Raw genomic sequence first — 12772 nt, forward strand, 5'->3', positions numbered from 1 at the left:
GAACCATGGGTAACAGCCCCGGAACCCAAGCAGTAGACAAGCGTTTTTAATCTCCATATATTTTATAGAAAATATGCCCAGATCTAACCCCGCGAACCGGAAGGAAGACTGCCATGTTAAGGATCAGGATGTCATCGCCGAGACTGCAGGCGCAAACGACACGCCCGGCCTCTCGCGTCGTCATCATCGGCGGCGGATACACCGGTGCGGTCATTGCCAAACTTATGGTCGAGCGTGGATTACGCGACTTTGAAGAGGTGACTGTTTTCGAGCCTCGCGAGCAGCTCGGTTGTGGCCTGGCCTATGATGTCCAGAACATCGATGTTCGCCTCAACGTCGCTGCGCACAGAATGCGCGCCATCCCCGGCTCGCCCACAGCCTTTCTCGACTGGCTGCAGACCAGCGGAACTCTGACTGTCGATCCCGAGGCCGTGACCCCGGAAGGCATCTTTGCCCGCCGAAGTGATTTCGGGCACTTTATGCAGGCACAACTTGCGCCACATCTGGACAGCGGCGCGATCAGGCACCTTCGCCAAACCGTTCGGAGCGTTGATCGCCAGAACGAGCATTGGCGGATCACGGACTCCAGCGGCACCGCGATCTTGGCCGATATCCTGATCATCGCTACAGGGCATCCTCCTCTATCGAGACCGCCCGTGATCGACAACCTCGATCCTCTCACAGCGTCTCATATCGCCGATGTCTTCGCGCCGAACGTATTTGATGGCATCGGCAAATCTGACCCGATCCTCATCCTAGGTTCGGGGCTTACAGCCCTAGACGCACTCAGCCGCCTGGATGCCCTTAGCCACAACGGGCAGATCACACTTCTTTCCCGCTCCGGCCTGATGCCAAGGCCACATGCAGGCGGAGGCTTCTCGCCCTTCGGTGACTTTAGAGGCGCTGACCTCACCTCCGCCAGAAAGCTGCTGGCAAAGGTGCGGGCGACGATCGCCGATGCGGAAATACAGGGTATTCCATGGCAATCCGTTTTCGATGCGCTAAGACAGGATGCGCAGGAGTTATGGCAGGGTCTACCGATGCCAGAGCGGCAGAAGTTTCTGCGACGCCTTCGCCGCTGGTACGACGTCCACCGCTACCGAATGCCGCCACAGGCTACACATGCTTTGGAAAAGAGCCTCGACACAGGTCGCCTCACAGCAGAGCGCGGTACTCTCGCATCCATCACTCGAGATGGGCAAAGCCTTCTCGCAGCGATCGAAACCCGCGCCGGCATGACGAAGGTCCGCTGTCGCCACATCCTTATGGCTACGGGCCCGGATTTCCGAGACTATGCGGCCAACCAGAGGTTTCTGCTCGGCATGCACCGGGATGGCTTCATCCAGTCGGATCCTCTCGGTCTCGGCCTTGCCTGCGACACGGCAGGCCGCGCACTTACCGTGGCCGGAACTCCAAACACAAGTATCTTTATCGGCGGCCCGCCCGCCCGCGCGGCGTACGGGGAGCTTACAGGCGTTCCTGAAATTGCTACCCAGTCTGCGAATATGGTGGACAGGATTATTCGCAGTTGCGCGCGAGAAACAAGGACAATGGTCATCTGCCAATCGGGTTGAGTTGCACGCGTATGCCTTGGGTGAACGATTGTTTGTGCAAACGACAACACCGCCACAGCCAACGGCATCAGCACTGATGTCGACGGCTGCGTCGTATTCGTTACAGCGGCGGGCGCGCCAGACCGAGATGATCGCGCAGCGTTGATCCTTCGTATTCCGTACGGAACAGGCCCCTTTCCTGAAGGATCGGGACGACCAGCTGCGTGAAATCCTCAAGCCCTTCCGGGAAGAAGGGAGGCATGACGTTGAAGCCATCGGCGGCGCGTCCGTCAAACCATTCCTGCATACGGTCGGCAATTTCGACTGGCGTACCAAGGACGATATGATGACCGCGACCGGCGGCCACACGCAGAGCCAGCTGACGGATCGTCAGGCTTTCACGGCGTGCAAGAGCCGTCAGCAGTTCAGCTCGGCTGCGCAATTGGTCCGATATCGGCAGATCCGGCAGAGGACCATCGGGATCGTAGTCGGTAAGGCTGTGGCCAATGCGCTCTTCGAGAAGCGGCATAGCGCTTTTCAGCTCGGTCCACTGGTCGAGCTCGGCAAGTTTCTCCGCCGCTTCCTTGGAGGTGCGCCCGACGACCGGCAAGAAGCCGGGCATGACGGCAACATCATCGGGCTTGCGACCAAATTTCTCGACGCGGGATTTCAGGCTTTTGTAGAAAGCCTGCGCTTCGGCAAGGCTCTGTTGTGCCGTAAACACCACGTCAGCCGTGCGGGCGGCTAGATCCTGTCCGGGGCCTGATGAACCGGCCTGAATGAGGATCGGATGGCCCTGTGGAGAACGGGGAATGTTGAGCGGTCCTTTGACGGAGTAATATTTACCCGCGTGGTCAAGCATGTGCACCTTGTTTGGGTCGGCATAGACGCCGTTCTGCTTGTCCTTGATAAAGGCGTCGTCATCCCAGCTGTCCCACAGGCCGCGCACAACATCGACGAATTCTTCTGCCACCGCGTAACGTTCATCATGCTCGGGATGAGACTTGGAGAAATTATTCGCCGTGCGGGCATAGGATGTCGTCACGATGTTCCAGGCGGCGCGGCCATGGCTCAAATGGTCGATGGAGGAGAAGGAACGCGCCGTGTGGTAAGGTTCGCCATAGGTTGTCGAGGAGGTCGCGGCCAGACCGATCTTCTCAGTCACCAGCGCAAGTGCGGCAAGCAATGTCAGCGGTTCGAAGCGGGCAATTGTCGAAGGATGGGCATCCACGCCGCTGGTCAGGCCGTCCGCCAGGAAAACCATGTCGAACTTCGCCTGCTCGGCCATTTGCGAAACGCGGCGCAGAAGATCGAAGTTTTCGCTGCCTGCTTCCGCCTTCGGGTGGCGCCATCCGGAAACGTGGTGGCCAGCACCCTGAAGGAAAAGACCCAGATGGATTTGTCTCTTGGCACTCATGGTAAAATCTCTCGTCAAACGAAGTTCTGATTAAGCAGTTCAAGAAGCCGGGCAAAATCTGCCTCACTCCTCATGCTGCGGACAAGGTCGGGAATTTCTGCAAAGGCCGGTTTACCTGCCGTCGCGTCCTGAAATTTTTGCGTTGGATCGGTCACGCCCGGCAGGCCATCGAAGCGGCGCTGGATGGTGCTGCCATCTTTAAGCGCAATATCCAGCACGACGAAACGCGTGGTCGGATCACTCGTCATCCGTGGCGACGTTTCATCATGCCGGCGATTGGCAAGGCTGGCGAGCGCCATGATGCGGCTCTCGACCGGACGTTCATCGAAATGGTCAAGCCGCAATGCGCCATCGAGCAATGCCGCAGAGAACACGTATTCCGGGCTGAACCGTGCCTCGATGCCACTGCCTGGCTTGGTCACGACCAAAGCGGCATCCGCCCCGGGCGGATAGGTGAAAGTGATCCTGTCAATCTGCTCGGCTTTCAGCCCCTCACCGTGAAGTTCGATGCCGAGTGACGCGACAGGGTGGCTGGCCGTGCAGCAGGGATAGGCTTTGAGCGTCAGGCCGGGTGACAGGATCTGCCATGGCTCACCCCAGTTTTTGCTCGTCAGTTCCGGCTGCCCTGCGCCAAACGCATAGGCGGCGTGGAAACTGACCGGATTGTCCAGAAAATCAGGTGCGCCACCAAAGCCTGCCGCTGCCAATCGCGCGGCGAGAAGGCCAGACCGTGCGGCCATGCCAGCATGATATGGCTTTGCATCAAACCCGAACTGCAACCGCAGTCCGGCAGCCTGCGTTGCGGCCAGGCCAAGCGCAATGGCAGTTTCTTCCACTGATGCGCCGCTCAGATGGCAGATCGCGGCTGCGACACCAACGGGGCCAAGCGTTGCAGTGGCGTGAAATCCGTTCTCGTAATGCTTGGAGCCTACAGAAAGCCCCAGCCGCGCCATGGCTTCCAGCCCCACAATGTAAGATGCGATAAAAGCATCTGCACTGAAGGTTCGTTCTGCGGCCAGCGCCAGCAGTGCTGGTACAATCACCGTTGTCGGGTGCCCACGCATGCTTGCATGAACATCGTCATAATCCAGCACATGGCCCGAATAGGCATTCAACACTGCCGCGACCAACGGATCTGTTTGTCTGGCCTGACCGACCAGGATCGCCTTTCCCGGCAAATCGCCGCCGATGGCACCGGCCAGAACACCCGCCGTGCGGTCATTGGCTCCGGCAATCATGCAGGCCAGCAAATCTGTTATCGCTGTGCGCGCCGCATCCATTGCAGCTTGATCCACGCTCGGATCGGACTGGACGATTGCCTTGGCAAAGGCAGTCGTGAATTTGGCATTCTCCATGGTCAGATACCTTCGCCGTCACGCACCGAGGCACGGGCACCGGACAAGCCGCCGACAAATTGCCGGATACGGGAATTGTCGGAGTCGTGAAAAATCTCCTTCGGCGAACCATGAGCAACGACGCGGCCGTTTTCAGTAAACACCACCGTGTCGCTGATCTCCTCTGCAAAACGCATTTCATGGGTAACGAGGATGCTGGTCATGCCATCGCGTATCAGGTCGCGGATGACCCACAGAACCTCGCCCACGGTTTCAGGGTCGAGAGCCGATGTCACCTCGTCAAACAGAACGAGTTCCGGCTTCATGGCCAATGCGCGTGCAATTGCCACGCGCTGCTGTTGGCCGCCGGAAAGCTGGCCGGGATAGGCATCGGCCTTTTCAGACAGCCGGACTTTCTCCAGCAATTCGCGCGCAAGTTTCTCGGTCGCTGTGCGGTCGGCATCCAGAATGCGCGTCGGCGCAAGCATTATGTTGTCGAGAACGGTCAGATGCGGAAATAGATTATATTGCTGGAACACGATGCCAACACGCTTGCGCAGTTCGATGCGCTCGCTTTCTTTCGTCAGCGTGTCTACCCGTGTGCCCGCCACGGTGATCCTGCCGCTTTGCGGCATGGCCAGCGCGTTGATACAGCGCAGCAAGGTAGATTTGCCGGAGCCGGAAGGGCCGATGATAGAGACGGCATCACCTTTATTGACGGTGAGATCAATGCCCTTAAGCACCTGCGTATTGCCGAAAGACAGGTGAACGTCTTCCAGTTTCACAATCGCGGTATCTGTGGATGTAGTCATCGTCAAAATCCTTCAGCCCGCGTTGAAACGCTGTTCGAGGCGGCGAGTAAGCCGGGATATCGGGTAGCAGAGCGTGAAAAACGCAGCCATGACAACAACATAGGCGATGATGGTGAAATCAAGTCTGCGCACCGCTGTGCTGGCATCCGTCGCGGCATGCATCAATTCATGAACGCCCACAAGCGAAGCAAGCGAAGTGCCCATGGCAATCGAAGACGCGACATTCATCCATGGCGGCAGTGAGCGGCGCACACATTGCGGCAGGATGACAAAGCGTAGCGATTGCATGCGGGAAAAGCCAAGTCCCTTGGCCGCTTCCCACTGCGTTGTCGGTATGGAGAGCACGGCACCCCGGGTGATTTCGGCTATGTAGGCGCTGGCAAGAATAGCAAGGCCGATCACCGCTTTGATCCAGTCGGGAAACGCCAGGTAGTTGCCGAGCAGCACGATCTCAAAGGGAAAGATATAGGTGGTGGCAAAGATCAGAACGAGCGCCGGTGCATTGCGAAAAATCTGGACGTAGATGGCCGCTGGCCAGCGAATGAACCAGTAAGGCGCGAGCTGCATGAGGCCAAGCAAAACACCTGCCGTCGTGCCCATCGTGATCGCGCAAAGCGTGATCACGATGTTCATCGAAAAGCCCGCCGCAAGATAGGGTACCCACGTCACCAGTTCCTTGCCCAGTGTCAGGTCAACAAGGGACCAGACGACGACCAGAAGCGGCATGGCAACAAAGCCGGCATAGCGCAGAATACGGCTGCTTATCTTTGGTGCATGGGTCTGTGTCATGCTGATAACCCATATCCCGGAACGGCCAGCTTTCGCTCCACCCACGAACCGGCGCGTGCGATCAGAAAATTGATCAGGCTGAAAAAGGCGAGAAGAACAATCATCAGCTCAACGACATTGTCGCGCTGTGTCCATACCATGATCGACGCATAGGTGATTTCACTGACGGCAATGGCATTGCCCACAGTTGTCGATTTGACCAGGCTGATAAGTCCGTTGACGATAGCGGGCAGGCAGGCGCGAAACGCCAGCGGTATCTGCACATAACGCAGGATTTCGAACTGGCTGAAGCCCATGCCTCGCGCCGCCTCGATCATCGATGATGGTACAGCCTCAATGCCGCCACGGATGGCTTCCGCATGCAGCGCTGCGACATGCAGCCCAACCACGGCAACGACCCAGAAAAAGGGAGACAGCGGATTGTGTTGCGCCCCGCCAAACAGGTTGGAGACAAAGGTGTTCAGCACCAGAAAGCTGAACATGAGCTGCACGAGCGTCGGCGTGTTGCGTGTCAGTTCCACAAAGGCACGCACGGGCGCAGACAGCCAAAGCCTGCCTGACGTGAGGCAGCCTGCAAAAATCAATCCAAAAATCAGACTGACGGGAATGGTGATGGCGACAAGATAAAGCGTGGTTATGAAACCATCGCGCCATATCTGCGCCTCGTAACCCGTCGCCAGGAATTCATAATTGAGACCAAGCCTGCTCGTCAGATCGACGAACAGGCTTGTGAAATTCACATCATTCATCAGGATTTACCGCTGGCTTCCGCTCATTGTACAGCAGAAAGCTTCTTGTTCTCTTCCTCGAGGTACTTGGTGTTGAGCAAGCGGTTTTCCTTCGCCATCTCAAGCAGTTTGCCTGATTTGTGAAGCTTTTTCACAGCGGCATCAAGAGCAGTCTTGGTGTCATTTTCGTCCTTGCGAAGCCAGATTACGGAATCGGACGGGATCAGCTCCGTTGGAAACGGAATGGCATAATCTTTCCACTCGTCGGCGCGGTCAACAAGCAGCAAGCCTACCGTCGCACCCACGTGGACGGCTGCAACGCAGTTGCCACCCTGCAGAGCCAGCAGCGATTCTGGCTGGCTTGGCAGCGCCTTCACTATGGCTCCATATTCTTCCGCCAGTGGCTGAGCGTAATTCGAACCCTGCGAGATGCACACAGGCTTGCCCTTGAGATCAGCCCAGTCCTTCAGGCCGCTATCTTTGCGCACAACGGCAGCGCCACCGGCGCGGTCATAAGCTGTGGGAACGTAATCGAGAATTTTTGCGCGCTCGTCGGTATATTGCATGTTGGCGATGAGGATATCGACTTTGCCCTGCTGCAGAAACTGCACACGGTTTGGCGGCGTAACGGTCACTGCTTCCAGCTCGACGCCGAGATCCGCGGCCAGCGCTTTCGCGAGGTCAACATTGTAGCCTTTCTGCTCCTGCGACTTGGGATCGATGAATCCAAACGGCGCACCTGAGAGAATAACGCCAACGGTCAGCTTGCCCCGGCCCTTGATCCGTTCCAGCGTTGCGTCTGCAAAAGCTTGAGTGCTCACCAGTGTTGCAAGCGAAATGGAAACCCCGAAAATAACTTTAGTAATGGCTTTGGCAAACATCAATGACTCCTCGTTTGCGGCGAAGATAGACAAAGGCGTTGCTCGCAGCCAGGAGGGATTTTCCAAGAGTGCGGCAAACAATGAAATAATTTTACAACGAAAAGAATTTCCCCACTTGGTCGCGGGGAGATCGCGAAAAGGATTAGCGGGCCGACCTATCACGAAGAATTCGTGAAGCAGTTGCACGTTTTTAGGTTTGCAGCTCGACCTATGAGAGGGAGCGATGGGCGATATGACGGTAAGACGTGGATTGGAGAGCAGATATTTTGGTCAATTGCATCTGGTTCTTCTCCTGTTATCGGCACAGCCATTCACGATGTGGACGGCACATTTGAAGAAGTCAGCGGGCTGATGGCGCTTTCAGATATGTAAAAAGACTGCGTTGGGAGACTCTTTTACGGCGGGGATGATCCCATCGGTCGCATGTAAAAACGTCAACTCGTCTTTCTTCGGATCTAAGCCATTAAGGCTGATCCTGCCTGACCTGCTGGACCTCTAACTACATCAACGCCTACATCGTACGTCATCGGGTCGCGGAGCGATCGGTGGCTTGCTGCCGCACTAACCTCATAATGTTGGGGCCGTGTTGGCGAGGCATAGTCTGAAACTCACGGGCTTATATGAACAGGCGGGCTACGCCATTCAGGATACACCGCAGATGGTTCAGCAGCATTATTCGCGTTTCCTAGTGAGGTGTAAACCCGCGAAAAAGGCGATCGATTGATCGATTTTGTTCGTCTGATCATACTGCGTGCTACCCAAAGACAAATACTTCTCGCCTTCGTTTATCGCAGGACCAATTGCGTGCGGACCGCACAAATCGGCTGATTCTTCAGCGCGTCTATCCAGATAGGAGATGCGCAGGCGTTAATTCCAAGTTGTTAGTTAGTGTTTGACCTCTTCACTCCGCGACCGAACGATAGATGCCTATTTTTCAATCAATTTCTACATAGCCAAAAAAAGTGGCTTGACGAAACGCATGTTAGCAGCTTCATTGAACCAATTAGCAATTGGTGCGGACCATTGAACGAAAAACCAGGTAACATTTCTGTTGAGAATTCTAACTACGCGTTGGAGCGTATGCGTGAACTGTTGCGCGTCACGACGCTGGTCGCTGACGGAAAGTTGCCGACCGAGCGCGCGCTTTCAGAGCGTTTTGGGGTGGGAAGGCGAGAAATCCGGCGGGCGTTGGAGGTTCTGGAGGCTGAAGGGCTGATCTGGCGCAAACAGGGTGCCGGCACATTCCTCGGCCAAAGACCAGACAGCTGGAGTGACCACGCTGCCAGTTTGGTAACTGGAACCAATTTCATGGAAATCATGGAAGTGCGCCTGAGACTTGAGCCGCAATTGGCCCAACTGGCCGCGCTGCGTGCCAGGGACGCCGATATAGAGCGCATGCGGGCTCTGCGCGACAAGATCTATGAGCGCACCGATGCGGATTGGCGCGAGCTTTGGGATGGTTCTCTGCACCGGTTGATCGCACAGTCGGCTGGCAATCAACTTTTCCTCTCGCTCTTCGATGTCATCAACCGTGTTCGTCAGGACCCGGTTTGGCAGTCGGTGCGCGAACGTGCGCGCAAGCAGCATAAAACGTTGCGTGAATCACGTGATCAGCACACCGAAATCATCGAGGCCATCGCTTCGCGGGACCCTGCTCGAGCAGGAGAAGCCATGCGCACGCACCTGCTGACACTTCAGGAAAGGTTGATCCGCCAGACATCAATGGAGCTGAGTGATCAGGCCACACCCGTGGAGGAGACCAAGTTTTAGACTGCCGAAACGTCAAAACATAAGACCGGAAAACCGGCGTGTTGAAAAATCACCAGAGGAACAGAGATCATGAAACAACTAAAAAAACTTTCCGGACTTCTTTTTGTAAGCTCTCTTATGGCGACATCGGCACTATCAGCCGACTTGCGGATCGGCCTGATGGACGATGCCGATGTGCTCGATCCCGCGCAGTCGCGCACATTCGTCGGCCGTATCGTCTATACCAGCCTTTGCGACAAGCTGGTCGATCTCGACAACAATCTCTCCATCATTCCGCAACTGGCCACCAAATGGGCATGGGGTGATAATGGCGGCACGTTGACGATGGACTTGCGCGAAGGCGTGGTCTTCCACGATGGCACGCCATTTAATGCTGAAGCCGTCGTTTACAATATCGACCGCAACATGACGATGCCGGAATCGCGCCGCAAGAGTGAATTGGCATCCGTCGCCAAGGTCGAAGCCACCGGCGACTATCAGGTCAAGTTCACGCTGAAGAGCCCCGACGCCAGCCTTCTGGCGCAGCTTTCCGACCGTGCGGGCATGATGATTTCTCCGACTGCAGGCAAGGAACTGGGTGCAAAGTTCAGCACGAACCCCGTGTGCTCCGGTGCTTTCAAATTTGTAGAGCGTATCCAGCAGGACCGGATCGTTCTGGAGAAGTTCGCTGACTATTGGAACAAGGACAATATCTTTATCGATAAGGTCACGTTCCTACCAATTCCCGATACCACAGTTCGTCTCGCCAACCTGCAATCGGGCGATCTCGATCTTGCAGAGCGCATTTCCGCATCTGATGTGGCGTCGGTCCAGGCAGACGCCAAACTGAACTACGGCGAGATCGTCGGACCTGGTTACATGGCGCTGTATGTGAATATCGGCAATGGCGCCAAGGCCGACAATCCGTTCGGCAAAGACAAGCGCCTGCGTCAGGCCTTCTCCCTCTCGATAGACCGCGAAGCGATAAACCAAGTGGTGTTCGAAGGCACGGCGATGGCCGGCAACCAGCCATGGCCACCATCCAGCCCATGGTACAACAAGGACATCCCCGTGCCGGCCCGTGACGTCGAAAAGGCCAAGGCGCTGATGAAGGAAGCCGGTTTCGACAAGTACGAAATCGAACTTCAGCACGCCAACAACACCACGCAGACGCAGGCGATGCAGGTCATCCAGTCGATGGCTGCCGAAGCCGGATTTGATGTGAAGCTGAAGGCCACCGAGTTCGCTACGTTGCTGTCGGAGCAAACTGCAGGCAATTATGTCTTGTCGCGCTCAGACTGGTCTGGCCGCTCCGACCCTGATGGCAATATCCACCAGTTCGTGACATGCAAGGGCGGCATCAACGACACCAAATATTGCAACCCCGAGGTAGACAAGCTGTTGAACGAGGCCCGCGCCTCAACGGACAACGCCGTCCGCAAGGAAAAATACGATGCGGCGACCAAAATCCTGGATGAGGATTTACCGCTGATCTATCTCGGTCATCAGGCATATCTCTACGCCTCCTCCAAGAAAGTCACCGGTTTCACGCCATCCGGTGATGGCATGATCCGTCTGACCGGCGTCAAGAAGACCTACTGAGCCTGTCTTGCGTACTCGCGGGATGCGTCTTTCGGCGCATTCCGCAGCCATACTCCAAAGCTTGCCCGTATAAGGATTTGCTTTCATGCATATCTACATCGCCAAGCGGCTGCTGGTAGCGATACCGACGCTGCTGATCATCTCCGTTTTTGTCTTTTCGTTGCAGAAACTTCTGCCCGGCGACCCAATTCTCGCCATGGCGGGAGAAGAGCGCGACCCCGCGGTTATTGAACTGCTGCGCGAGAAATACCGGATGAACGATCCTGTCGTGTATCAGTATTTCTATTGGCTAGGGTCCGTGGTGCAGGGAGATTTCGGCGTATCGTTGCGCACCAACCAGCCGGTTCTGGAACTGGTGGCTGAGAAGCTGCCCGTCACCATTCAGCTCGCACTGATGTCAATGTTTTTTGCCTTTGTCATAGGCGTACCGATGGGCATTCTTGCGGCCGTGAAGCAGAACACGTGGATTGATTATCTGGCCAACATCGTTGCTTTGTCAGGGCTTTCCATTCCTAATTTCTGGCTCGGCATCATGCTGATTCTCCTGGTTTCGGTTCAACTTGGCTGGTTACCGGCCTCGGGTTACGAGTCCATTTTCGTTGATCCAATGCGGTCACTGCAAACGATGATCATGCCGTCATTCGTTCTGGGCACCGGACTTGCTGCAACTCTCATGCGGCACACGCGCTCATCCATGCTGTCAGTGATGAAGTCCGATTATATCCGCACGGCTCGTGCCAAGGGATTGTCCACCCGTGAAGTGGTGCTCAGCCATTCGTTCCAGAACGCGCTTTTGCCCGTGATAACGCTGACGGCACTGCTGTTCGGCGAGCTTCTGGCAGGTGCCGTCCTCACGGAGCAGATTTTTACCATTCCCGGATTTGGCAAGCTGATCGTTGATGCAGTGTTCAACCGTGACTACGCGGTGGTGCAAGGCGTCGTGCTGTGCACAGCCGTTGGATTCATCTTCATGAACCTGCTGGCAGATGTCGTGACCGTTCTTCTCAATCCACGCATGAGGGCAGCCATATGAGTGTGTCCGTACAGGCCGCCCCAGCCGCAAAGACAAAACCCCGCGAAAACCGGGCGTGGAAGAAAATGAAGCGTAATCGCAGTGCGATTGCCGGTCTCATCATCATTGCGTTCTTCACTTTACTTGCAATCACCGCACCCCTCCTGCCGCTGGCAGATCCGCTCGCCACGAGTTGGGGTACCATCCGAAAAGCACCTTCGGCAGCGCACTGGCTCGGTACCGACGATATTGGCCGCGACGTTCTATCCCGAATGATCTGGGGTGCTCAGGCCTCGTTGATGGCGGGTGTCATATCGGTCGCAATAGCCGTCCTGACCGGCGTTCCCTTCGGGCTCATTTCCGGTTATTTCGGTGGCTGGGTCGATCAGGTGATTTCGCGCATCACAGAAGCATTTCTCGCCATGCCATTTCTGATCATGGCAATTGCGCTCGCCGCGTTCCTCGGGCCCAGCCTGATGAATGCGATGATTGCCATCGGCCTATCCGCCATGCCGATCTTCGTGCGGCTTACACGCTCGCAGGTGCTCGCCGTCAAGACGGAGGACTACATAGAGGGTGCACGCTCCATCGGGCTTGGCCACGGCGATATCATGCTGCGTTATATCCTGCCCAACATTGTGCCACCGATCATCGTGCAAGCGACTTTGACGGTCGCCACCGCCATTATCGCCGAAGCAAGCCTTTCCTTCCTCGGCCTTGGCCAACAGGCTCCGGCCCCAAGCTGGGGTTCCATGCTCAACGTCGCCAAGAACTTCCTGACCCAGGCGCCATGGATGGCGATGTGGCCAGGGGCGGCGATCTTCTGTGTCGTGATCGGTTTCAATCTGCTTGGCGATGGTCTGCGCGATGCGCTCGATCCGCGCGAAAACTAAGA

General features: G+C 56.4%; 12 protein-coding genes and 1 pseudogene. 7 read left to right on the plus strand and 6 right to left on the minus strand.

The genetic code is table 11. The features are described 5' to 3' along the window. Positions 1-113: 113 nt before the first annotated feature. Positions 114-1574, plus strand: a complete 1461-nt coding sequence (locus tag IFT53_RS09655; RefSeq protein ID WP_192064516.1) for an FAD/NAD(P)-binding protein — start codon at positions 114-116, stop codon at positions 1572-1574. A gap of 100 nt (positions 1575-1674) precedes the next feature. Here the strand turns inward: IFT53_RS09655 and IFT53_RS09660 are convergent, their stop codons facing one another. From IFT53_RS09660 to IFT53_RS09685, 6 genes are read right to left on the minus strand one after another with little or no spacing between them, the layout of a single operon-like run. Then, positions 1675-2970, minus strand: coding sequence for an LLM class flavin-dependent oxidoreductase (locus IFT53_RS09660; RefSeq protein WP_192064517.1), 1296 nt, complete (start codon positions 2968-2970; stop codon positions 1675-1677). A gap of 14 nt (positions 2971-2984) precedes the next feature. After that, positions 2985-4325 (minus strand): MmgE/PrpD family protein, encoded by a 1341-nt coding sequence (locus IFT53_RS09665; protein WP_192064518.1) that lies wholly within the window; start codon positions 4323-4325, stop codon positions 2985-2987. A gap of 2 nt (positions 4326-4327) precedes the next feature. Further along, complete coding sequence (locus tag IFT53_RS09670; protein WP_192064519.1) at positions 4328-5116, minus strand: amino acid ABC transporter ATP-binding protein; 789 nt, start codon at positions 5114-5116, stop codon at positions 4328-4330. Positions 5117-5128: 12 nt separating this feature from the next. Beyond that, the gene (locus IFT53_RS09675; protein WP_192064520.1) at positions 5129-5905 is read right to left on the minus strand and encodes an amino acid ABC transporter permease; all 777 of its coding nucleotides are present in this window, start codon (positions 5903-5905) and stop codon (positions 5129-5131) included. Next, positions 5902-6654, minus strand: coding sequence for an amino acid ABC transporter permease (locus IFT53_RS09680; RefSeq protein WP_192064521.1), 753 nt, complete (start codon positions 6652-6654; stop codon positions 5902-5904). The genes IFT53_RS09675 and IFT53_RS09680 overlap by 4 nt, the downstream gene beginning before the upstream one ends. 23 nt (positions 6655-6677) lie before the next feature. Further along, on the minus strand, positions 6678-7514 hold the full coding sequence (locus IFT53_RS09685) for a transporter substrate-binding domain-containing protein (RefSeq protein WP_192064522.1): 837 nt from the start codon (positions 7512-7514) through the stop codon (positions 6678-6680). 171 nt (positions 7515-7685) lie between these two features. On the opposite strand from IFT53_RS09685, the gene IFT53_RS09690 reads away from it, so the two are divergent. The 6 genes and pseudogenes from IFT53_RS09690 (at position 7686) to IFT53_RS09710 (ending at position 12770) form a co-directional block, all read left to right on the plus strand. Beyond that, entirely contained in the window at positions 7686-7886 is a 201-nt protein-coding gene (locus IFT53_RS09690) for a hypothetical protein (RefSeq protein WP_192064523.1), read from the plus strand. A 34-nt stretch (positions 7887-7920) separates the two neighbouring features. Next, a pseudogene (locus IFT53_RS23735) lies at positions 7921-8238 on the plus strand (hypothetical protein); the annotation flags it as partial. Between the two features lie 356 nt (positions 8239-8594). Next, positions 8595-9284, plus strand: a complete 690-nt coding sequence (locus IFT53_RS09695; protein WP_192064972.1) for a FadR/GntR family transcriptional regulator — start codon at positions 8595-8597, stop codon at positions 9282-9284. Between the two features lie 117 nt (positions 9285-9401). Further along, a complete protein-coding gene (locus IFT53_RS09700; RefSeq protein ID WP_446737670.1) occupies positions 9402-10865 on the plus strand; it encodes an ABC transporter substrate-binding protein in 1464 nt (487 codons plus the stop codon). Positions 10866-10950: 85 nt separating this feature from the next. After that, the gene (locus tag IFT53_RS09705) at positions 10951-11898 is read left to right on the plus strand and encodes an ABC transporter permease (RefSeq protein WP_192064525.1); all 948 of its coding nucleotides are present in this window, start codon (positions 10951-10953) and stop codon (positions 11896-11898) included. Beyond that, positions 11895-12770: an ABC transporter permease gene (locus tag IFT53_RS09710; RefSeq protein ID WP_192064526.1), complete on the plus strand. Its 876-nt coding sequence runs from the start codon at positions 11895-11897 to the stop codon at positions 12768-12770. Before IFT53_RS09705 ends, IFT53_RS09710 begins: the two co-directional genes overlap by 4 nt. Positions 12771-12772 lie beyond the last annotated feature (2 nt).

This window comes from Rhizobium sp. CFBP 13644, assembly GCF_014842165.1.
Classification (GTDB): domain Bacteria; phylum Pseudomonadota; class Alphaproteobacteria; order Rhizobiales; family Rhizobiaceae; genus Agrobacterium; species Agrobacterium tumefaciens_C.